Genomic DNA, 22,047 nt, shown 5'->3' on the forward strand with positions numbered 1-22,047 from the left:
TATTTGGGCTGGAGTGTCAGTGATGGTGGTTTTAAAGCCTCGTGTTTTGATTGTAGAAGCTCGTTTCTATGAAAATCTTTCCGAAATGCTTCTTGAAGGTTGTGTAAATGTATTTAAAAATAATAACATTGAGTGGGATTCTATAGTAACTCCAGGTGTTTTAGAAATACCGTCTGCTATTAGCATGGTGATGAGTAATGTAACTCTTGGTAAGAAATACCATGGGATTGTTGTTCTTGGTGTTGTCATTAGGGGAAAGACTTCTCATTGTGATATTATAGCAAATGCAGTAACAAATGGTCTCGTAGATCTTTCTATAAAAGATTCTTTGCCTATAGGAAATGGAATCGTTACAGTAGATAACAAGGAACAAGCTATTGAACGTGTTCATTCTGTTCGTATAGATAGAGGAGGAGCAGCAGCTCGTTCTGTTATTGCAATGATTGAATTAAAAAATAGTTTGTCTAAACAGATTTTATGACGATACAAGATAATAAAAAAACATTTAAATTATCTCATCGAAGAGGGCTAGCAAGGTTTGCAGCAGTACAAGCTTTGTACCAAATTGATATTGTAGGTTATGATGCAATGGAAGTAATATCAGAATATGAAACATATAGATTTTGCACAGATGTAGATTCAGGTGTAGAAAATATTTATTCTAATGTTGATTTAGAATGGTTCCATAGTATCGTTTATGGTACGATTGCCAAGAAAGAACAGATTGATTCTTTGATTTCTTCTTGCCTATCAGATAAATGGAGATTTTCTAGATTAGATTTGATTTTATGTTCTATTCTTAGGGCTGGTGTATTTGAATTAATAGAATGCCATTCTGTTCCAGTACAAGTTATTATTTCTGAATATGTTTGTATAGCATACGATTTTTTTTATGGTGATGAGCCAAAGTTTATTAATGCTGTTTTGGATAGAGTATCTCGTAAAGAAGAAATTAGTAAAAGAACAGACTATTCTCCTTTAACTAAATAAATTATTAGAAGTTTTTAGAATGATAATGTTCTTTTTATATTTTAAAAGTGTTTTTTTATCCCCGACCACGGTATTGTGGAACGTCTTGATTGGGCAAGAATATTCCTTCTGGAGGAGCAGAATTTTGCCAAAATATATCAATAGGAATACCTCCTCGGGGATACCAATATGCACCAATGCGCATCCATTTCGGTTCAAGAACTTCCATTAATCTCTGTGCAATGTAAATAGTGCAATCTTCGTGAAATGAATGGTGATTTCGGAAGGATGCCATAAATAGTTTTAGAGATTTTGATTCTATCAACCAATCTTTTGGTATATAATCTATTATCATATGAGCAAAATCTGGTTGAGAAGTAACGGGACAAAGTGAAGTAAATTCTGGTATTGTAAATCTTACAACGTAGCTTAATTTTTTGTTATGAGATGGGATTTTTTCTAGTAATGCTTCTTGTGGATTATTATAAATTTTGTTTTTACCTCCAAGAATAGATAATCCCTCTACAATTATTTCAGACATTTGTTTTTATTTCCCTATGGTTACATGAATTCCATGTGATATTTCACTTTCAGGTTCAATATGTATGGTTACAATAGCCTGACTAATTTTCTCTTCTAATGATTTTTCTATATTATTGCAAATTTTATGTGCTTTTAAAACAGTCATATTCGAATCCACTACTAGATGAAAATTTATAAAAAAAGTTGCTCCAGCTTGTCTTATTTTTAAATCATGAATTCCTATTGATCCTGAGGCATTGAGAGAAATAATTTTTTTTATTTTTTCCAAGTATTCTGGTTTAACTGCAGCATCCATCAGATTTTTTATAGAAAATGAAATTACCTTAAATCCTTGATATAAAATGTTCAGGGCTATTAAAATAGCTATTATAGAATCTATCACTGTATATTCTGTGATAATTACTAAGATTAATCCACATATAACACCTGCAGATACTGTAAAGTCTGCTATAAAATGTTGTCCATTCGCTTTGAAAGCAGTAGAAAAATTTTTTTCTCCATAATAAATAAGCCATTTTCCCCAAAAAAAGCCAATGATGTTAGCAATTATGCTCAAAATAAATCCTATGATTGAAACATCATTATAGGAAAAATTGGATACATTATTCCAAGTTTCATAAATTATCATCATTGCAATATTAGCCATCAGTAATCCTTCTACTACTGCGGCAATATATTCGGCTTTCTGATGTCCAAAAGGATGATTGTTATCTGCTGGACGATACGCATACTTGAGTGCGAAATATGATATAATTGCTGTTATAATATTTATTATTGATTCAAGTCCATCGGACAGTAATGAGACAAATCCAGTAACGTACCATCCGATAATTTTCAATGTAGTAATGGTTATAGATACTAATATTCCCCATAACGCCATTTTTATCACATTTTTTTTGTCATCAACTTTCATGAAGAATATTATCTGCTTTATAGATTTACTGCTATTAAGATTAGGAAAAAATAATGCTGTATATTTATATTACAAATTATTAAAAAAAATTAATTAACTATATACTAATATACATATTAGCGCAGATATATCTATTACTTATTTTCGTTGATAGCTAGAAAAATTTTATTTATGAACATGGAATATATTGATGTATATTGAGTAATTTGCATCTACAATGGACTTTATCTTTTTCTGTATTTTAGAATTCAATAATATAATATATAATGTTGTGATATAATAAAATAGTTATTGTATTACACGGGTTTGTTTAAATAATTCTATGATATCATATAATTTCAATGTACGATAAAAAGATAATTTTTTATGTATTATTTATAATTAAAAATCAAGTAATAAGGAAAGAGTATCATTCGTTATATTCTTAAAAATATATGTCTTCTGTGGATAGTTTGCATAAGATATAAACTAAACATAATCAAAATGTATTAGTGTATAATTCATCTTGTATGAGATATATGGAATATTATATTCGTCGTATTTCTGTTAAGTGATGATTTATGAGATTGTCTAACTTTTTATTCATAGGATTTGATAATGCACCTATTTTTTCCCTAAAATTGATTTTATCAATATTTTTTATGTTAAGGAAATTATATTTTTGTAAGCATTGAAGTAATCCAAGGAGAAAGGTAGTGGATGATGTATAGATTTTTAGTATTTATCTGCTTTTTTTTAACAACATTTTCATTGGTTCATTCTGAAGATAGCGATTCTTGTTTGTCAGTTCGTTTTGCAGATACGGGTTGGACTGATATTGCAGCTACTACAGCTATCACTTCAGTTGTTTTGGAAGATATATTGGGATATAATGCTAACATTAAATTGCTTTCAATGCCTGTTATTTTTAGATCATTGAAAAATAAAGACATGGATATCTTTATGGGATACTGGTATCCATCACATAAGAATTCTATTAATCCATATCTCAAGGAAGAGTCTATTCAAATAGTATCCGAAAATCTTCAAGGGGCAAAATATATGCTCGCAGTAAATGATGCAGGGTTTTCAATTGGTATAAAAAGCTATCAGGATATAGTAAAATATAAAAAAGAACTTGGTGCTAAGATTTATGGTATTGATCCTGGGAACAATGGTAATCAGCGTATTTTGGATATGATTAAGAATGATAAGTTTTCACTAAAAGATTTTCGTCTAATAGAAGCTTCTGAACAAGCCACTTTTTCTCAGATTCGTCGTGATCAAAGGAATAATATTCCTGCAGTTTTCTTAAGTTGGGAGCCTCATCCTATTAATCTTGATCTTAATATACATTATTTACTCGGTGGTGAAGATATTACTGGATTTGGTAAAGCATCAGTTTATACTGTAGTGCGTTCAGGTTATCTGAATAACTGTCCTAATGTAGGTAGATTGCTCAAAAATATTAAATTTTCTGTTGCTTTGGAAAATGAGATGATGAAATTGATTTTAAATGATAGGCAAGATCCTAAATTTGTAGGAAGAAAAATTCTTCGTGCCAATCCTGATCTTCTTAAGGATTGGTTGGTAGGCGTCACGAGGTTTAATGGACAAGATCCTTCTTATGAATTAGAAAAATTTATGAAAAATTAACTTTTTCAATTATGTCTTACATTGTATCATATTTCATGACAATTTTATTATATTATAAATAGGATGAGAAATTGAATCGGATTATCCAAACGCACATTCCTTTAGGAGATTATTTACAAGACTTTTTTTTATATCTTACTAATAATTGGGAGTGTTTTTTCAATATTTTGTCATTTTTATTGCTAAAGATTGTGAATTTTATTTTATTTATTTTACAGTACTGTCCTCCTTTGGTATCCGTTGTCATTCTATCTTTATTAGTATTGTTGATAAAGCGTTCTATAATTATTTCAATTAGTACTGCTATGGGGTTGTTGTTGATTATTAATCAGGGATATTGGCATGAAACAACAGAAACTCTATCTTTGGTATTGGTTTCTACAACTATTTCTATGATGGTAGGTGTTCCTATTGGGGTTTTAGCCGCTTGGTATCCAAGATTTTACTCTGTTATACGATTGCTACTTGACTCTATGCAAACTATTCCAACGTTTGTTTATCTTATTCCTGCATTGGTTATTTTTGGCTTGGGAATGGTTCCTGGAATGGTTGCAACTATTGTATTTTCAATTCCAATTCCAGTTAGATTAACTAGATTGGGTATTATTTCTACTCCTCCAATACTAAAAGAAGCAGCATGTGCATTTGGCGCAACTCCTTTTCAGATTTTTCGTAAAGTAGAGTTCCCATTCGCTATACCACAAATTGTAGCAGGTTTGACACAAACAATTATGCTTTCTTTATCAATGGTTGTGGTTACTGCACTAGTTGGTTCAAATGGATTAGGAGTTCCTGTATTGCGTGCTCTCAATACGGTTGATATAAGTAAAGGCTTTGAATCTGGTCTTTGTATTGTTATTCTAGCAATTATACTAGACCGTTTGTTTAGCATTCCAGATCCAAGGGATATGATATGAATGAATGTGCAGTAAAGATTCGAGATGTTGATATTGTTTTTGGAGAACATTCAAAAAACAATCGGAAGAGATCGAAATATAGCATTAAGAAATATGCTACAGATTCTGAATATGATTCTGTTTCTGCTGTTATTAAGGCTAATATTGAAGTAAAAAAAGGAGAAATCCTTGTATTGATGGGTCATTCAGGAGCAGGAAAATCTACTCTATTGCGTTCCATTAATGGATTGGCGCCTGTAGTCAGAGGTGAGGTGTTAGTTGATACAGAAGATGGATTTGTAAATCCATATGATACAGATGCAAATGTTTTGCGTAAATTACGGATGCATACTGTTTCGATGGTATTTCAGCAATTTGCTCTTTTACCTTGGAGAACCGTTGCTCGTAATGTTGAGTTGGGACTAGAGTTTCTTGATATTACTGATGAAGAAAGAAAATCTAGGGTTGCAGAGCATCTTGAAATTGTAAATTTGACTGAATGGGCTAATTGCAAGATTAGCATGTTGTCGGGAGGGATGAAGCAACGTGTAGGTTTCGCTAGAGCATTTGCTACAGGAGCTCCTATTTTACTTATGGATGAGCCATTCTCATCTTTAGATCCATTGATTAGAATGCGTCTTCAAGATGAGTTACTAACGTTACAAAAACAGTTAAAAAAGACAATTGTTTTTGTGAGTCATGATATAAATGAGGCTTTTCGTTTAGGTAATCGTATTGCTATTATGGACAGTGGACGTATTATTCAATGTGGGACACCACAAGAGATTATTTTAAATCCAGTTAATTGTTATGTTTCGGAATTTATACAAAAGCTTAATCCTATTACAGCACTTGTTGCAGGTGATATTATGCGTGTTTATTCGGAATGCGATGAAACTGATATCATCCATAAAATTACTCGAAAAATGCCTTTAATAGATATTATTGATATCGTAGCTAATAATGATTTGGAAAAGATTGGTGTTGTATCAGATGATAAATTAATTGGTGTTATTACCGCTATAGATATTGTTAAAGGTCTTTCTTGTTGTAGGAAATCTTCTGAATTTACAGAAATATAGCTGTGAAAATCATAATTATTAAAAATACGATCAATTTTCACAAAACTATTAAAATTTTATTTTTTAGAAAGCATAATTAAATATTGGAATATAATAAATTTTTTAAGCAAAAATCTATGTATTATAGAAAAATTTACTTTTGTTTTTATTCTGGTAGAGGATAGTTTACGAAACGGTTTTTGGGAATCGAAAATAGTTTTCCTGTTTCAATTTCTTGCATTGAACATAATAATGAAATTATTTTTGCAACCTTTTGTGGATGTGGTATGGTTCTTGGATCTTCTTCTGGCATAGCTTTTTCTCTCATTGATGTTCGTGTTGGTCCTGGATCTATGTTTATTATACGTAAATCAGTATTAGATGTTTCTTTGCTCCAAGTTCGTGCTAATGCTTCTAATGATGCTTTAGAAGTGGAATAAGCTCCCCAAAATGGACGACACTTGTGGGCAGCTCCAGAAGACACAATAATAGCTCGACCACAATGCGATTTTTTAAGCCAAGGATCAAAATTACGCATAAGATTCCAATTAGCCATGACATTAACTGACATGATATCTACGAATTCTTCTTCTTTTATTTGCCAAATAGGACTAATGGGGCCAAGAATTCCTGCATTAGCTACCAAAATATCTAATTTTCCCCAACGTTTTGCAATATATGTTTTGATTAATTTAATAGCTTTGCTGTCTTTTATATCAAATGACATGATATCTATTTTTTTGTTAATTTTTTCTATATTATTTTTTAGTTTTTCTAGTTGACTAATATTACGACCACAAGCTATGACATGTGCGTTAGATCTTGCTAATTCTAAGGCAGTATAATAACCAATTCCACTAGATGATCCTGTAACTAGTGCTAATCTATTATTGAGATTAATATTAGTGTCTAATTCTTTTTTTTGTTTAAAACTTATCATGTAGTAATAATCATAGATAATTCTTTATCACTATGTTGCGATTGTTGATCTATTAGGGGAGTAGGATAATCGCCTGTAAAGCAGTGATCAGAAAATGCAGGATTTTGTGGATCACGTGGTATACCACAAATGGCTTTATATAAGCCATCTACGGATAGAAATCCTAAAGAATCCACGCCTATAAAGTTACACATTTCTTGTAAAGAAGAATATTTATTAGCTAAGAGTGTATTAGGATCTGAAATATCTATACCGTAAAAGTCAGGGTACAATACCATTGGACTGGCTATCCTAAGATGCACTTCTATAGCACCTGCATTTCTTATCATTTGTACGATTTTAATGGATGTAGTTCCCCGAACTATTGAATCATCAATGAGTACAACTCGTTTCCCTTCGAGAATTGTATGATTTGCAGAATGTTTTAGTTTAACACCAAATGCTCGAATATGATGAGCAGGTTCAATAAATGTACGTCCTACATAATGATTTCTAATAATTCCTTGTTCAAAAGGAATACCACTTTCTCTTGCATATCCTATAGCTGCAGGAACTCCTCCATCTGGAATTGGAACAACGATATCAGCAATAACAGGAGACTCTGTTGCTAGATTTTTTCCCATATTTTGGCGAGATACATAAATGTTACGACCACTGATCATTGAATCAGGTCGCGCAAAATAAACGTATTCAAAAATACACATGCGTTCAGGATTTTTAGAGGGATTTTTATAAGATTTAATGGAGATAGAATTATTTTCTTGAAGTTCGCATACAATGGTTTCTCCGTTTTCTACATCTCGTATATATTTAGCTCCTGTGATTTCAAGAGCGCATGTTTCAGAACAAAAAATAGGTTTGCCGTGTAATTCACCCATGATTAATGGTCTAATTCCTATGGGATCACGTGTCGCAATTAATTTTGTACGTGTTAGAGCGAGCATTGCATATCCGCCATGTACATGTTGTAAGGAATCAATAAAACGATTAGAAGATCCTTTTTTTTGAGATTTCGCAATTAGATGTAGTATAACTTCTGTATCAGAAGTGGATTGAAAAATAGCTCCACTAGAAATTAGTTTTTTTCGTAAAGATAAACCATTTGTAAAATTACCATTATGTGCTATAGCAATTCCTCCTACTTGAAGGTCAGCAAACAATGGTTGTATATTTCTTATTATTTGATCTCCTGTTGTAGAATATCGTACATGTCCAATAGCCATATTACCTGGTAATGAATATAACGTTTCTTGATTTGTAAAATGATCTCCAACTAATCCTAAGTGTCTTTCAGAGTAAAACTTACTTCCATTAAAAGATATTATTCCAGCAGCTTCTTGTCCGCGATGTTGAAGAGCATGTAATCCAATAGCAGTTAAGGTTGCAGCATCTGGATGTCCAAGTATACCAAATACTCCGCATTTATCGTTTATCTGATTATAATTTTTTCTATTAGAACACATTGATTTCAAAGGAGTATTCATTATTTCTTTCTATATATTCAATGATTTTAAAGGTTTTATTTATATCTTTATACAAAAAAATATATTAGATTATGTATATTGTTGATATGTATACATTGTAATAACGTACAATAAAAATTTTTAATACATACTAAAAATGAAAAAATTCATATATAAAAATTTTTTAAAAGTTAATATTTTTTTAATTTATTAAATAATTGATTTCAATTTTTTCTCCATATAATTTAAGTATTTCTTGGATATAGATTTTTGAATCCATTCAGGTTCGTTGCTTCCATGTACAACTAGATTCCAACATGAAAATGTAATTACAAGTAAAAATATTCCACGCACTCCTCCAAAAACACATCCTAATATCTTATCTAACAATACAGATCGAACATGAATTGGATTGCATACTATTTTTAATAGAATCGATACAATAGATAATATTACTAAGAATAATGTCATGATTATTGTGATAGTTGCTATTTGCTTACTTCTAAAATATACTGATATTTTCCCCAACAGTACTGGATATAGATAACGGGTTGTTATAGCGGCAACAATCCAGTTAGTCAAAGAGATCATTTCATTAAATATTCCTCTTGCCATTGCCAATAAAGATGAGATTAATATAAATACAAAGCAACCAATATCAAAGTATGTTATCTCCATTTTTAATTTAAACTCCTGGTTTAATCGTGGTTTTTATTTCTATTTTTTTAAGAGAAGTAATTTTTTCGACAAGATCACTAAGATTTTTGATGTATTGACAATCAAAAATTGTGGTTTTGCAATCTTCTTTGGAATTTTCTGGTAAAATTCCTGATAAAAATCCTATTTTCTCTGCTTCTTTTAATCTTTGTTGTACATGCCCAACAGATCTTATAGATCCTGATAAACTTACTTCTCCAAAATAAATAAAATCACTAGGTAGAGGTATGGATAATATAGATGAAATTAATGCGGCTGCAACTGCAACATCAGCAGCTGGTTCTGATATTCGATAACCACCTGCGATGTTTAGATGAACGTCATGATTGCCAAATTTAATATTGCAACGAGCTTCTAATACGGCTAAAATCATTGCTAAACGAGAAGAATCCCAGCCAACTACAGTACGACGAGGCATTCCAAGAGAAGTAGGAACAACCAAAGATTGTATTTCTACTAGTATAGCTCTTGTTCCTTCTATTCCTGCGAATACGGCTGTTCCTGGATATTTCGAGTCTCGATCAGATAAAAATATTTTAGAAGGATCGGAAACCTCTTGAAGTCCTTTATCAGACATCTCAAAAACACCTATTTCATCTGTTGCTCCAAAACGATTTTTTATACTTCGTAATATACGATAATCATATTGTGTACTACGTGTACCACCTTCAAAATATAATACTGCATCTACCATGTGTTCAATAACTCTTGGTCCTGCGATCTGTCCTTCTTTTGTAACATGTCCAACTAATACCATAGCAACATTATTCGTTTTTGCATATTGAATCATTGCTTGAACACTTGTACGTACTTGTATAACTGTTCCAGGAGAAGATTCTGCTGTTTGACTCCACAAAGTCTGTATAGAGTCTATAATAACAAGATCTGGTTTTTTATGTTTCAAAAGAGTCGCTATGATATCTTCAACATTGGTTTCAATAGCTATAGAGACGGAACTGTTAATGGTATTTAATCTCTGGGCACGCAATCTAATTTGTCCAATTGCTTCTTCACCGGATACGTAAGTAATATGGTGTTTTTTATATGCTAAAGCTGCTGCTGTCTGCATGAGTAAGGTAGATTTCCCAATTCCTGGATCTCCGCCTACCAGTATTACTGAACCGCGTACGAATCCTCCTCCTGTGACACGATCAAGTTCATCAATATGAGTATGAATACGAGATTCTTCTTCTACTAATTCTTCTGACAGCAAAACAAGAGGTATGGATTGACCTTGTTCAATCTTTTTACTAAATTTTGGGTAGCTTTCTTTCCTTGAAGTATCTTCGGAAATTGTATTCCACTCATTACATGAATCACATCTTCCAATCCAACGTGAATGAATTGCACCACAGATTTGACAAAAGTATTGAGATCTTATTTTTGCCATTTATTGGAATACCCCAAAGTTTTAATATTAATAATTAATATTAATTATATTATATAGAATAATTTTTATATATAAAATTTCTCATATCTTGTTCCGATTCGCACTAGAAGATCATGATTTGTGGTTCCAGATGAAATGGCAACATCATCTAATTTGATATTAGATCCAAAAATCTGTATATAATCTCCCACTTTTATGCCAGTAGAATCTGTGATATCAAACATTGTCATATCCATTGTTATTTTTCCTAAAATAGGAACTTTATAACCTTTAACAAATCCTTCTCCTCCTGGGAAGGCAAATATTTTATTATTTGAATCCAATTTTGAAAGGTTTAAGGGATAACCGTCGGCATATCCAACAGATGCAACAGCTATTATGCTATTGCGTGTTAATTTTTTTTGTCCTCCATAGCTTATGACTTCTCCAGCAAGCGCTTTACGTATTAGAATAATACGTGCCTCCGCGGTAGCAACAGTTTGCATAGGATGTGATGTATTTATTATATGATTTCCTCCATATAATGATATACCAGGACGAGTTAGCTGGAAATGATAATTTTGCCCGAGCAATATTCCAGATGAAGCTGCTAAACTTGCTTCTATTCCTTTATAGTATGCGATAATAGTTCTAAACTTATTTAGTTGTGAAAAATTCATATTAGAATTAAGATCATCGGCACAAGCAAGATGACTCATTATTAGAGATAGATTATTATATCTTTTATTAATATAGTTTTGTGCAAAATATAACGCTTCTTGTAGATTTAATCCTAATCTATTGAAGCCTGTATCTACTTGTAATGCGTAAGGATTATTAAATCCAAGAGACATTAACTTTAAATAATAAGACAGTTGATTGATAGAAGAAATAACAGGTATTAAATTTGAATCTAGTATAGTCTTTTCATCTCCTGGATATATTCCATACAAAATAAAAATTTTTGCTTTTGAAATATAAGAGCGTAGTTTTGCTCCTTCTTCTGCATCAGTTACAAAAAAATCTTGTGCTCCAGCATTGTAGAGAGCTAGAGATATTTTTTCAAGACCAAGCCCATATGCATTGTCCTTTACTACTGCTGCTGTTCTAGCGCTGCGAGAAAGTTGATTCATACTATGCCAATTATTTTTAATGGCTGTAAGATCGATTGTAAGTCTTAAAAATTTATTGTAATGCATGTGAAAATTTTTGTATTTATGGAAGATTGTGAAATTTTTTTATGAATGATTAAAATTTTCATTATTTTGATAAGATGAATCTGAAAGTGCAGAAAAACGTGTAAATTCTGCTTGGAATGCAAGAGTAACTGTTCCTGTTGGTCCATGACGTTGTTTTGCTATAATAATATCAGCAATCCCTTTTACTCTCTTGAGATCTTCTTGCCATTTTGTATAAGCAAGGATATCATTTTTATTCGTAGGCTCTTTGTTCTTTACATAATATTCATCGCGTATGACGAATAGGACTACATCTGCATCCTGTTCAATTGAGCCAGATTCACGTAAATCCGACAATTGAGGACGCTTGTTGTCACGATTTTCTACTTGTCTAGAAAGTTGCGACAGAGCAATAATAGGGATGTTTAGCTCTTTTGCTAAAGCTTTTAATGCCATTGTAATGCCTGTAATTTCTAGAACACGATTTTCTTCTATTTTCTTAGAAGTAGACATAAGTTGTATATAGTCTACAATTAGTAGATCTAATCCTCGTTGGCGTTTCAGTCTGCGCGCGCGCGTTGCTAACTGACTTATAGAAATACCGCCAGTTTGATCTATGTATAGTGGTAATTTTTGCATCACCTGAGAACAAGCAACAATTTTTTCATAGTCAGGTTGTGTTAGCTCTCCTCTCCTTATTTTTGAAGATGGAACTTCTGTTTGTTCAGAAATTATACGTGTTGCTAGTTGTTCGGAAGACATTTCCAAAGAATAAAATCCAACAATTCCACCATTAATGGTTTTATAAGATCCATCTGTTTGTAGTTCTTCTTTATATGCATCTGCAACATTATAGGCGATATTAGTTGCAAGTGATGTTTTCCCCATACCTGGACGTCCTGCAATAATTATCAAATCTGAACGTTGTAATCCTCCCATTTGTTTATCAAGTGTTTGAATTCCTGTAGAAATTCCAGCTAGTCTTCCATCTCTATTAAAAGCTTGTCCAGCCATATCAATAGCAGATGTCATTGCATCAGAAAATGTCTGAAATCCTCCATTATATCGACCATTTTCTGCTAAATCGAATAGTTTTCTTTCTGCTTCTTCTATTTGCATTGAAGGTGATGTTTTAAGAGATGCTTTGTAAGCAGAGTTTACCATTTCTTCGCCAATAGTAATAAGAGTACGGCGAATCGCTAACCCGTATATTGTTTTACCATAATCCTCGGCATTTATTATTGAAACTGCTTCAGAAGCTAGACGGGCTAAATACTGTGGTACTGTTAATTCTCCCAACATATCTTCAGTAGATAAAAAAGTTTTAATTGTAACGGGATTAGCTGTTTTCCCCATATGAATCAATTTACTTGCTATTTCAAAAATTTTTTGATGAATTACCTCAAAAAAATGCCACGGTTTTAAGAAGTCTGATATTCTATAAAAAGCGTCATTATTAACTAGTATAGCTCCTAAAAGAGCTTGTTCTGCTTCAATATTATTTGGGGATTCTCGATGCTTAGAGTAATCTTCTTTAGGAACAGACAAAATGATATCTTTAGCTTTATTAATCATTTCCTAGTTTCCAATATTTTTAAAATGTTTATACTAAAGAACATCAATAAAATTATTTATTAGCAATCTCAAGATAACAAAAATAATCCCCATTACTAATAAATACATTTACATTAGAGTATGATATAATATTTTTCTTTTGAACAAAAATTCAATATTTCTAGTGGATTTTCATCATAAATGACAAAATCCATGTTTATTCATATGAAATGTAAAAAATCAGCTTGTTATTTCTTCCTCATGTTCAACTGATTTTTCTTGTTTTACTATATCTTCGGTAGAACGAGCTATATTTATTCTTACTATAGTAGAAACATCAGCATGGAGCAATATCTTCACATCGTGTACTCCGATTGATTTTATTGTCGATCTCAAATCAATTTGCCCACGATTAATCTGGAAACCTTCTTCAATTAATAAGTCAGCTATATCACGACTGGAAACTGATCCATATAGATGACCTGTCTCTCCTGCAGCCCGTATTAGAACAAAATCTTTCTTTTCTAAAATTTTAGCGATTTCTTCGAATTTTACTTTTTTTTCTAGGTTATACGCTTCTAGATCTGAACGCTTAGATTCGAAAAGTATTTTGTTTTTTTCATTAGCTCTCAATGCTTTTTTCTGTGGCAATAGATAATTACGTGCATAACCGTTCTTAACATTGACTATTTCCCCCATAGATCCAAGATTAGTAATATTATGAAGGAGGATTACTTCCATTAGTTTTTCCTTTGCGCAAGTTTTTTACTTATAACATATGTTTTAGTGCGAGAAATATTTCACTTTATTATCATAAATTACGATGTGTCATCAAGCATTAAATCATGCAATTCATTTTGTAATAATATATAAAAATTAAGTTGCAATGCAGATAAGAAATATAAAGAAACGTTTCCTAAAACATACATAATTATACTTTAATTGTTATGTGATGATATACATTAAGAATAAACCACACTATTTAAACCATATTAAAATAACAACACACTTGTTATAAAAATATAATACTATTATCTGAGAGTATAATAATCAATTTTTACAACATATTTTTAGATATTTACGTAAGCAATTAATCCAAGATAACGTGCTCTCTTAATTGCTATAGCAAGCTCTCGTTGTCTTTTATGAGAAACAGATGAAATACGAGAGGGAACTATCTTCCCACGTTGAGATAAAAAGCGATTTAAAAGTCTAATATCCTTATAGTCAATTCGTAGAGATCCTTTCCCAGAAAAAGGACAAGATTTACGGCGATGACTTGTATGTCTACGTAACAAGGGGGTAGATGCAACTTCAGCCAATTTTAATAACTCCTATGATAAAGGTTTTTCTTCTGCAACATTCTGCTTACGATCAATGCTACGATCTTTTAAAAATCGATCGTTTCTATCGTCATGTCTATGCATTGTTAAAGATGGTGAATCTTCGTGAGAATCAACAGAAATAGTAAGGTAGCGCAAAACATTTTCGTCAATACGCATTTTTCTTTCCATTTCATGAATGGCGACAGGAGGAGAGGCAATATTCATTAAGACATAATACGCTTTACGATGTTTTTTAATTTGATAAGCAATGGTTCTAATTCCCCATTCATTTACAAGACGAACTTCGCCACCATTTTCTTTAATTAAGGATTGATAACGTTCAATCGTATCCTTAATCTGTTGACTCGGGATATCTTGTCGCAAGAGTAAAACATGCTCGTAGAGATTCATACTTAATTGCCTTTTTTAGCGTTTTTATTCCAATTTTTATTTATTCATCACATATATTTGATACATTAACGAATAATCTGGACTCTTCTAAAAAAATTTCTGTCTTCTTGCAAGAAAAATATTAGTGGACGTAACCAAAATACCCGTTAAAACCAAAACGGTATACGCATTTATTTCAAAAATCAAGAGGATGTCAAGCTTTATAATGTTCGATGTAGTTAGATTAATATAACTTCTACATTATTAGAAGATTATATTCTATGAGAATATTTTTATTTTTTATCTTGATAACTTGTGATTAATATTCATGAAAAAAGTTTTAACCTAAAAATGATTGATGGCATTAGTTTTAAATATATAGTTAAGAAAATATTTATTAACCATTTTTTCAGTTTTGGTATAATATGATTTTAAATATTTTAAAATTTAAAAATGATAATTCTTAAAGATATTGCAAAAAACATAAAATTGCCAACAGTATTAATTTTTTTATTAATTCTAATTTTTTAGTGATTCAGGATGTTTTAGATGCCAATTCCAAGAAGATTTTATTATATCATTTAGTGTGTATTGTGGAGTCCATCCTAAAATTTTTTGTGCTTTTTTATTATCTGCTACGAGAGAAGGGGGATCTCCTATTCGTCTTGATCCATAAGAAATAGGAAAATTGCATTTATAAATTGATTTAATAGAAGATATAATTTCTTCAACTGTATTTCCTATTCCAGTTCCAAGATTGAGAGTTATGTTATCTCCTCTATTTAATAAGTATTCTAATGCCATTATATGTGCTTTAGCTAAATCCAAGACATGAATGTAATCACGTATACAAGTTCCATCAATTGTTGAATAATCTTTCCCAAAAATTTTGAAAACATTTTGATATCCCATTGCTGTTTTTATTGCTAATGGAATAATATGAGTTTCAGGATTATGCCATTCTCCAATGACGCTATCGAATGTTGCGCCAGATGCATTGAAATATCTCAGTACAACAGATCGCAATCCATTTACTTTGTTGTGCTTTAATATTTCTCTTTCTACAACGTATTTAGTGTAGCCGTAAGGTGTTATTGCTTCTTGGGGCGTATCTTCTGTAATGATTTTGTTTTTGGGTATGCCATATGTTGCACAAGTAGAAGAAAATATAAACCTTTTTACATTTGCTTGTAATGCGATTGCTATAAGATTAAAACTACCCATAACATTAATCTCATAAAATAAATTTGGGTTTTTTATAGATTCACTGACGCTAGTCAAACCTGCAAAGTGTATTACAGATTTAGGTTTGTATTTTGCAAAAATTTTTTGAAGATTTTCATGGTCGCGGATATCTACCTTTTCTAATGGCCCCCATAAAACAAATTCAGCGTGTCCGCTTGACAAATTATCTAATACAATAGGCAAAAATCCTCTTTCATGTAGGAGGCGACAAGTATGAGCACCAATGTACCCAGCTCCTCCGATAACAAAAACGGTTTTATTTCTCATGGCAATAATTATTTATTCAAATCATATTATTATGGCAATTAAGTGATGATCAAAGTTTTACAATTAAGTTTTATATAAAAAATATTTTAAAATGGAATTTCATAATTTAATAAATTTCTTATAACTTATTAACTTTTATTAAGTATACGATCCATGGCAATGTTTATATTTTTTACCACTTCCGCAAGGACATTGATCATTGCGCTTAATCTTTCTTTTTTTTGATATGTTAGAGATATTTATCATGTTTGTTTTCGTGGCAATATGATTTTCAGTATTATTTGCTATATGATATGAAGAAGGCATTTTGCTATTTTCTGATTCATTGTTAATACTAGTCAAATTAATACGCATTATCTGAGAAACGACATCTCTTCGTAAATTATTGAGAAGCATATTAAAAAATTCGAATGCTTCTGATCTGTATTCTTGCAACGGATCCCGTTGTGCATATCCGCGAAATCCTATGATAGATCGCGAATGCTCTAACCTTGTTATATGTTCACGCCAGCAAATATCTAAAGTACATAGAATGATATGACGTCCTATGTCTTGCATTTTTTCTTTCCCAAGGGAATTTTCTTGGCATTTTACGATTTCGTCGATTCTTGTAATAATCCTTTTAGACATTTCATTATAATCTATGCCATCTTCATTTCGCCATTCTGATATAGGAAGATGGATTCTAATAACTTCATAAATTTCTTTTTCTAATTCCTCAATATCCCATTTTTCTGGATATGAGTTTTTTGGCATGCATTGTTCTATTGTTTTATTTAACGTTTCATAACGCATATCGGCAATAATTTCTAAGACATTTTTCGCATCTATAATTTCAAGACGTTGTTCAAAAATGATTTTACGCTGCTCATTAAGAACATCATCATATTTGAGTAGATTTTTCCTTGTTTCAAAATTACGTGCCTCAACTTTTTGTTGGGCACGCTCAATTGCTTTATTAATCCAGGGATGAATAATGGCTTCTCCCTTTTTAAATCCTATTTTCTGCAAAAAACTATCCATGCGAGATGAGCCAAATATACGCATCAAATCATCTTGAAGTGACAAATAGAATTTTGTCCTTCCGGGATCACCCTGACGTCCCGATCTTCCACGTAACTGATTGTCTATTCTTCTGCTTTCATGGCGCTCTGCGGATATAACATAAAGTCCTCCTGCATTAATAGATTTTTCTTTTAGAGATTTCACTTCCTGTTTAATTATGTGGATACGCTTATTCCTTGTCTCTTCGTCTGTAATATTAGATAGCTCGTATTCAATTCGCATAGCAGGATTTCCTCCGAGTTGAATATCGGTGCCTCTTCCTGCCATATTAGTTGCAATAGTAATAGTGCCAGGAATGCCAGCTTGAGAAATAATATAAGCTTCTTTCTCGTGATAGAGCGCATTTAGAATTTGAAATTTTTTAAATTTATGTTTTCGTAGTTGACTGGCTAGATATTCTGATTTTTCTATTGAAGAAGTTCCTACAAGAACTGGTTGGCCTTTTTTGTGAGCATCCATAATTTCCGCAATTATTGCCTCATATTTTTCTTCGGAAGTTCTATATATTTCATCATGTTCGTCAATACGAATTATTGGAGCATTAGTAGGAACTTCAATAACTTCTAAATTATAAATATTGGCTAGTTCTTCAGCTTCTGTTGACGCTGTTCCGGTCATTCCTGATAATTTTTTATATTTTAAAAAATAATTTTGAAATGTTATGGAAGAAAGTGTTTGGTTTTCAGGTTGTATATCAACACGTTCTTTGGCTTCTAACGCTTGATGTTGTCCCTCAGAATATCTTCTTCCTAGCATCATACGCCCTGTAAATTCATCAATTATTATAACTTCACCGTTTTTTACTATGTAATCTCTATCTCTGAAAAATATTGTATGCGCTTTAAGTGCATTGTTGACGAGATGGACTATTGCTACATTCTCAAAACCATAAAGGCCACCTGACTTTATAAGACCTGCATTGTGTAATAATTCTTCTATTTTCTCTGATCCTTTTTCAGAGAAGTTTACAGTTCGTTGTTTTTCATCAATTTCATAATCGGAAGGATGCAGGTTAGTTATAATGGAATCAATTTTTTTATATAAATCAGATTGATCTTCTACTGGTTCCGATATAATTAAAGGAGTGCGAGCTTCGTCAATTAGTATGGAATCTACTTCGTCGATTATAGCAAAATTGTGTCCACGTTGTACCATATCTTCTCTTTTATACTGCATGTTATCACGTAAGTAATCAAAGCCAAGTTCGTTATTTGTGATATAAGTTATATCGCATGAATATGCTTTTCGTCTCTGATCTTCAGATAGATCGTGAATAACAACACCTGTTGAAAGTCCAAGAAATTCATAGATAGGAGACATTGTATTGGAATCTCTACGAGCAAGATAATCATTAACGGTTACTACATGTACTCCTTGTCCAGATAATGCATTCAAATAGGTGGGAAGGACTGCTGCTAAAGTTTTTCCTTCCCCGGTTTTCATTTCTGCTATACAACCTTTGTGAAGGATCATTCCTCCTAAAATTTGTACATCAAAGGGACGCATGTTTATAGTACGACGAGCAACTTCACGCACCACTGCAAATGCAGGAACCAATAGATCTTCTAATGTTTCCCCATTACTAATTCGTTGTTTGAACTCTAATGTTTTGTTTGCAAGGGAATCATTTGATAATTGGGACATTTCTTTTTCAAGGTTGTTTATTTCAACAACTTTTGCATAATAAGGGTGCAAGCGTTTTTCATTAGAATATGTGAATAACTTGCCTGCCAGCTTTGATATGTAACTGATCATGAAGATGTTTTCCTCTTCGAAGAATACTCCGTCAGTTAAGAAGGTACTGTTGTTACCCAGGAATATTCTATATATTACGTATAAATATTTTGACAATAAAACAATTAGATACAATCATCTATTGTTTGATGTCAACGGATCCATATAATGTAATTTTTTTTTGTATATATATAATTTTAGCTTTACATGTTAGTATATGGTTTCCCCAATATATTATTTTGATTTCTAAGATTGCAGTATTATGTTAACATCTTATGATATTTTATAGATCAAAAAGAATATAGTTTTTGATAAATTAGATTGGATAAATTTTGTGTTGCCTATTACTTGTCTTCCTTTTATGTCACAGTCTCGTACTATTCCTACCCTACCTCCAATAAAAGGAGTGAAGTTGTCTACTGCTTCTTTAGGTATAAAATATGTTGGTCGTGATGATGTTTTTTTGATGGTATTTGATATGCCAGCATCTGTAGCTGGTGTTTTTACTCGTTCACTTTGTTCGTCAGCACCAGTGGATTTCTGTAGAGGTAATTTATCACATGGTATTGCGAGGGCATTGGTAGTTAATTCTGGTATTGCTAATGCATTCACAGGGAAAAGAGGTCAATATACTGTTAATTATGTTGCTAAATCTTTGTCTAATATTATATCTTGTAAGGAAAATGAGGTTTATATTGCTTCTACTGGCATAATAGGTGAGTTTTTAGATTCTTCTGTTTTTGATGGCGTATTTAGTAAAATGTTAGACGATGCTACTGATGACGCTTGGTTTGATGCTGCTAAATCTATGATTACAACAGATAATTATGCTAAAACTGCTACGCGTACATTAAATATAGATGGAATCAATGTGACAATTAATGGTATTGCTAAAGGGGCAGGGATGATTGCTCCTGATATGGCTACTACTCTTGCGTTTGTTGTAACAGATATTAGTATTTCTACTTTTGTGCTGCAAAGTCTTTTGTCAGAAGGAGTAGAGAATAGCTTTAATTCTATTACAGTAGATAGTGATACTTCAACTTCTGATACTATTTTGTTGTTTTCAACGGGTACTGTTTCTGGTAATATTTCTCCTATTACGGATGTAAATGACAGTCGTTTATCTTTTTTCCGCCCTGTTCTTTTTGATCTTTTAAAGGATTTAGCACTGCAAGTAGTATGCGATGGAGAAGGGGCTTCAAAGCTTCTTGAAGTAACAGTGAAGGGGGCTGAAAATTCTTTATCTGCGAAGAAAGTATCTCTATCTATTGCTAATTCTCCTTTAGTTAAAACTGCTTTTGCTAGTGGGTCTTTTAAATGGTGGGGTCGTATAGTTATGGCTGTTGGAAAATCTGGTGCATTAGTAGATCGCGACAAATTATCTATTTGGTTTGGAGATATTAGGATCGCAAACAACGGTGAGCCAGACACTGATTTTCCTCAGGAAGAGCTTGAATTGATAATGCAGAAAGATTACGTTCAGATCACAGTTGATCTTCAGATTGGAAATGGAGTTCATACTGCATGGACATGTGATTTTAGCAAAGAATATGTTCATTTTAATAGCACTTTTCAAAGTTAAAGTTCGAAAGATTTTGCTATGTAGATGGTGTGTCTGTTGTATAGTAAAAATACTTTTTATTTTATGCTAGAATTTGCTAAATTCCCGTAGGGAAAATATAGTTTTATGAGTGTAGATTTAAAAAAAACACTGTTGGTATCTTCATGCACAGTTTTTGAGTTAAGTGGGAAGTTCTTGATTTCTCATCGTCCTGAAAATAAATCATATGGAGGTTTTTGGGAGTTCCCAGGAGGAAAGATTGAAAATGGAGAAACTCCTGAAGATGCTTTGGTGAGGGAGTTATTTGAGGAATTAGCTATTGTAGTCAACCCGTCTTCTTTAGTTCCTATTACTTTTGTTAGTCATCCATACGATAGTTTTCATCTTTTGATGACTTTTTTGCTTGTCATGATTTTAAAGGTATTCCGCAATCTTATGAAGGTCAGAAAATACAATGGGTAACATTTGAAGATATTATAAATTATTCTATTTTGCCAGCGGACAAACCCCTTATCCCTGCTTTGCGTAACTATTTTCTACATGGGATAAATGAAATTTAGATTATCGAATAATTATCCTTTTTTTATTAAGAAGTATTTAACCTTAATGAAATACACATTTTATTGGGTTAAATAATATAAAATTCCATATAGGGAGAGAGATGGTGATCGAAAATAGTATTAATCCTATGACTTTTAAAGATAGGGTTGTTTCTATAGGTTTAAAATGGACAGCTGGTAACGTATGGCTTTTATTTGGTATAGTAGTAGTTTATTTTTCAATTTCTTTTTCAAGTCGTGTTGTTGATTATTATATAGAAAAAAATCATTTCTCTCATATAGAGTATAAAAATTCGTTTTATTAGGTGGTTTTTCTTTTTGATTTCGTCGTTTATATATGATTTCTTTATATCGATTATTATTAAAATTATCTTTTAAAGATGATAATTTAATATTATTTTTTTTGAGAATGTACATTTAGGTTATTCATCTAATTAGGCAAATTAAAATAATATTCTTGTTTATTATATTGATATCTCAATAATTAGTTTTATTGTCTAATGTCTTTTTTGAGTTTTGCCACAATTTTTGTAAAACAATATTGTTTTAACGTTAGAATGTAATTATTAATTATTTGTTCAAATATGAAAAAAATGTTTTTAATACAATAAGTAGTACTTGTATTAAATTTATTTAGTTAATAATATACTGTGATTCAC

The 22,047-nt window shown here is 31.6% G+C and carries 21 protein-coding genes; 8 read left to right on the forward strand and 13 right to left on the reverse strand.

Annotated features, from left to right (window positions below):
- The first annotated feature begins 22 nt into the window (after window positions 1–22).
- Together ribH and nusB are read left to right on the forward strand one after the other, a co-directional pair.
- Window positions 23–481 carry a 6,7-dimethyl-8-ribityllumazine synthase gene (gene ribH / locus GY664_RS00300; RefSeq protein WP_333947471.1) on the forward strand — a complete coding sequence of 153 codons (459 nt, stop codon included), beginning with the start codon at window positions 23–25 and terminating at the stop codon, window positions 479–481.
- On the forward strand, window positions 478–990 hold the full coding sequence (nusB, locus tag GY664_RS00305) for a transcription antitermination factor NusB (RefSeq protein WP_333947472.1): 513 nt from the start codon (window positions 478–480) through the stop codon (window positions 988–990). Before ribH ends, nusB begins: the two co-directional genes overlap by 4 nt.
- Window positions 991–1,045: 55 nt before the next feature.
- Here nusB and queF read toward each other — a convergent pair whose 3' ends face one another.
- Window positions 1,046–1,510 (reverse strand): preQ(1) synthase, encoded by a 465-nt coding sequence (gene queF, locus GY664_RS00310; protein ID WP_333947473.1) that lies wholly within the window; start codon window positions 1,508–1,510, stop codon window positions 1,046–1,048.
- A gap of 6 nt (window positions 1,511–1,516) precedes the next feature.
- Window positions 1,517–2,425: a cation diffusion facilitator family transporter gene (locus GY664_RS00315; protein WP_333947474.1), complete on the reverse strand. Its 909-nt coding sequence runs from the start codon at window positions 2,423–2,425 to the stop codon at window positions 1,517–1,519.
- 699 nt (window positions 2,426–3,124) lie between these two features.
- On the opposite strand from GY664_RS00315, the gene GY664_RS00320 reads away from it, so the two are divergent.
- From GY664_RS00320 to GY664_RS00330, 3 genes are all read left to right on the forward strand, one after another.
- Window positions 3,125–4,060: a glycine betaine ABC transporter substrate-binding protein gene (locus GY664_RS00320; protein WP_333947475.1), complete on the forward strand. Its 936-nt coding sequence runs from the start codon at window positions 3,125–3,127 to the stop codon at window positions 4,058–4,060.
- A 71-nt stretch (window positions 4,061–4,131) separates the two neighbouring features.
- Window positions 4,132–4,977: an ABC transporter permease subunit gene (locus GY664_RS00325; protein WP_333947476.1), complete on the forward strand. Its 846-nt coding sequence runs from the start codon at window positions 4,132–4,134 to the stop codon at window positions 4,975–4,977.
- Window positions 4,974–6,038, forward strand: coding sequence for an ATP-binding cassette domain-containing protein (locus tag GY664_RS00330; protein ID WP_333947477.1), 1,065 nt, complete (start codon window positions 4,974–4,976; stop codon window positions 6,036–6,038). The genes GY664_RS00325 and GY664_RS00330 overlap by 4 nt, the downstream gene beginning before the upstream one ends.
- Window positions 6,039–6,183: 145 nt before the next feature.
- Here GY664_RS00330 and GY664_RS00335 read toward each other — a convergent pair whose 3' ends face one another.
- The 11 genes from GY664_RS00335 to secA form a co-directional block, all read right to left on the reverse strand.
- Complete coding sequence (locus GY664_RS00335) at window positions 6,184–6,957, reverse strand: SDR family NAD(P)-dependent oxidoreductase (RefSeq protein ID WP_333947478.1); 774 nt, start codon at window positions 6,955–6,957, stop codon at window positions 6,184–6,186.
- Window positions 6,954–8,441: an amidophosphoribosyltransferase gene (purF, locus tag GY664_RS00340; protein ID WP_333947479.1), complete on the reverse strand. Its 1,488-nt coding sequence runs from the start codon at window positions 8,439–8,441 to the stop codon at window positions 6,954–6,956. Before purF ends, GY664_RS00335 begins: the two co-directional genes overlap by 4 nt.
- Before the next feature lie 189 nt (window positions 8,442–8,630).
- Window positions 8,631–9,098, reverse strand: coding sequence for a CvpA family protein (locus GY664_RS00345; protein ID WP_333947480.1), 468 nt, complete (start codon window positions 9,096–9,098; stop codon window positions 8,631–8,633).
- A gap of 7 nt (window positions 9,099–9,105) precedes the next feature.
- Window positions 9,106–10,527: a DNA repair protein RadA gene (gene radA, locus GY664_RS00350; protein ID WP_333947481.1), complete on the reverse strand. Its 1,422-nt coding sequence runs from the start codon at window positions 10,525–10,527 to the stop codon at window positions 9,106–9,108.
- 65 nt (window positions 10,528–10,592) lie between these two features.
- A complete protein-coding gene (gene alr, locus GY664_RS00355) occupies window positions 10,593–11,705 on the reverse strand; it encodes an alanine racemase (RefSeq protein WP_333947482.1) in 1,113 nt (370 codons plus the stop codon).
- Between the two features lie 39 nt (window positions 11,706–11,744).
- Window positions 11,745–13,259, reverse strand: coding sequence for a replicative DNA helicase (locus tag GY664_RS00360; protein WP_333947483.1), 1,515 nt, complete (start codon window positions 13,257–13,259; stop codon window positions 11,745–11,747).
- Window positions 13,260–13,478: 219 nt separating this feature from the next.
- Window positions 13,479–13,979: a 50S ribosomal protein L9 gene (rplI, locus tag GY664_RS00365; RefSeq protein WP_333947484.1), complete on the reverse strand. Its 501-nt coding sequence runs from the start codon at window positions 13,977–13,979 to the stop codon at window positions 13,479–13,481.
- Between the two features lie 329 nt (window positions 13,980–14,308).
- Complete coding sequence (gene rpsR, locus GY664_RS00370; RefSeq protein ID WP_333947485.1) at window positions 14,309–14,560, reverse strand: 30S ribosomal protein S18; 252 nt, start codon at window positions 14,558–14,560, stop codon at window positions 14,309–14,311.
- A gap of 12 nt (window positions 14,561–14,572) precedes the next feature.
- Window positions 14,573–14,974, reverse strand: a complete 402-nt coding sequence (gene rpsF, locus GY664_RS00375; protein WP_333947486.1) for a 30S ribosomal protein S6 — start codon at window positions 14,972–14,974, stop codon at window positions 14,573–14,575.
- 498 nt (window positions 14,975–15,472) lie between these two features.
- Entirely contained in the window at window positions 15,473–16,465 is a 993-nt protein-coding gene (galE, locus tag GY664_RS00380) for a UDP-glucose 4-epimerase GalE (RefSeq protein ID WP_333947487.1), read from the reverse strand.
- Between the two features lie 138 nt (window positions 16,466–16,603).
- Window positions 16,604–19,285 carry a preprotein translocase subunit SecA gene (gene secA / locus GY664_RS00385; protein WP_333947488.1) on the reverse strand — a complete coding sequence of 894 codons (2,682 nt, stop codon included), beginning with the start codon at window positions 19,283–19,285 and terminating at the stop codon, window positions 16,604–16,606.
- 340 nt (window positions 19,286–19,625) lie between these two features.
- On the opposite strand from secA, the gene argJ reads away from it, so the two are divergent.
- The 3 genes from argJ to GY664_RS00400 all read left to right on the forward strand — a co-directional run bounded on the left by argJ (window position 19,626) and on the right by GY664_RS00400 (window position 21,693).
- Complete coding sequence (argJ, locus tag GY664_RS00390; protein WP_333947506.1) at window positions 19,626–20,849, forward strand: bifunctional glutamate N-acetyltransferase/amino-acid acetyltransferase ArgJ; 1,224 nt, start codon at window positions 19,626–19,628, stop codon at window positions 20,847–20,849.
- A 105-nt stretch (window positions 20,850–20,954) separates the two neighbouring features.
- Window positions 20,955–21,290 (forward strand): (deoxy)nucleoside triphosphate pyrophosphohydrolase, encoded by a 336-nt coding sequence (locus tag GY664_RS00395; protein ID WP_333947489.1) that lies wholly within the window; start codon window positions 20,955–20,957, stop codon window positions 21,288–21,290.
- Between the two features lie 199 nt (window positions 21,291–21,489).
- Window positions 21,490–21,693: a hypothetical protein gene (locus GY664_RS00400; protein WP_333947490.1), complete on the forward strand. Its 204-nt coding sequence runs from the start codon at window positions 21,490–21,492 to the stop codon at window positions 21,691–21,693.
- Window positions 21,694–22,047: the final 354 nt, after the last annotated feature.

It is taken from the genome of Candidatus Liberibacter brunswickensis, assembly GCF_036858155.1.
Taxonomy (GTDB): Bacteria; Pseudomonadota; Alphaproteobacteria; order Rhizobiales; family Rhizobiaceae; genus Liberibacter; species Liberibacter brunswickensis.

What these genes read in the sequence shown, in the direction of transcription:
- alr (WP_333947482.1), bottom strand. Translation starts at nt 11,705, where the DNA reads ATGCATTACAATAAATTTTTAAGACTTACAATCGATCTTACAGCCATT.
- secA (WP_333947488.1), bottom strand. Translation starts at nt 19,285, where the DNA reads ATGATCAGTTACATATCAAAGCTGGCAGGCAAGTTATTCACATATTCT.
- GY664_RS00335 (WP_333947478.1), bottom strand. Translation starts at nt 6,957, where the DNA reads ATGATAAGTTTTAAACAAAAAAAAGAATTAGACACTAATATTAATCTC.
- purF (WP_333947479.1), bottom strand. Translation starts at nt 8,441, where the DNA reads ATGAATACTCCTTTGAAATCAATGTGTTCTAATAGAAAAAATTATAAT.
- GY664_RS00320 (WP_333947475.1), top strand. Translation starts at nt 3,125, where the DNA reads ATGATGTATAGATTTTTAGTATTTATCTGCTTTTTTTTAACAACATTT.
- GY664_RS00315 (WP_333947474.1), bottom strand. Translation starts at nt 2,425, where the DNA reads ATGAAAGTTGATGACAAAAAAAATGTGATAAAAATGGCGTTATGGGGA.
- galE (WP_333947487.1), bottom strand. Translation starts at nt 16,465, where the DNA reads ATGAGAAATAAAACCGTTTTTGTTATCGGAGGAGCTGGGTACATTGGT.
- ribH (WP_333947471.1), top strand. Translation starts at nt 23, where the DNA reads ATGGTGGTTTTAAAGCCTCGTGTTTTGATTGTAGAAGCTCGTTTCTAT.
- nusB (WP_333947472.1), top strand. Translation starts at nt 478, where the DNA reads ATGACGATACAAGATAATAAAAAAACATTTAAATTATCTCATCGAAGA.
- queF (WP_333947473.1), bottom strand. Translation starts at nt 1,510, where the DNA reads ATGTCTGAAATAATTGTAGAGGGATTATCTATTCTTGGAGGTAAAAAC.
- GY664_RS00345 (WP_333947480.1), bottom strand. Translation starts at nt 9,098, where the DNA reads ATGGAGATAACATACTTTGATATTGGTTGCTTTGTATTTATATTAATC.
- GY664_RS00395 (WP_333947489.1), top strand. Translation starts at nt 20,955, where the DNA reads ATGAGTGTAGATTTAAAAAAAACACTGTTGGTATCTTCATGCACAGTT.
- radA (WP_333947481.1), bottom strand. Translation starts at nt 10,527, where the DNA reads ATGGCAAAAATAAGATCTCAATACTTTTGTCAAATCTGTGGTGCAATT.
- GY664_RS00400 (WP_333947490.1), top strand. Translation starts at nt 21,490, where the DNA reads ATGGTGATCGAAAATAGTATTAATCCTATGACTTTTAAAGATAGGGTT.
- GY664_RS00330 (WP_333947477.1), top strand. Translation starts at nt 4,974, where the DNA reads ATGAATGAATGTGCAGTAAAGATTCGAGATGTTGATATTGTTTTTGGA.
- GY664_RS00360 (WP_333947483.1), bottom strand. Translation starts at nt 13,259, where the DNA reads ATGATTAATAAAGCTAAAGATATCATTTTGTCTGTTCCTAAAGAAGAT.
- rplI (WP_333947484.1), bottom strand. Translation starts at nt 13,979, where the DNA reads ATGGAAGTAATCCTCCTTCATAATATTACTAATCTTGGATCTATGGGG.
- argJ (WP_333947506.1), top strand. Translation starts at nt 19,626, where the DNA reads ATGTCACAGTCTCGTACTATTCCTACCCTACCTCCAATAAAAGGAGTG.
- rpsF (WP_333947486.1), bottom strand. Translation starts at nt 14,974, where the DNA reads ATGAATCTCTACGAGCATGTTTTACTCTTGCGACAAGATATCCCGAGT.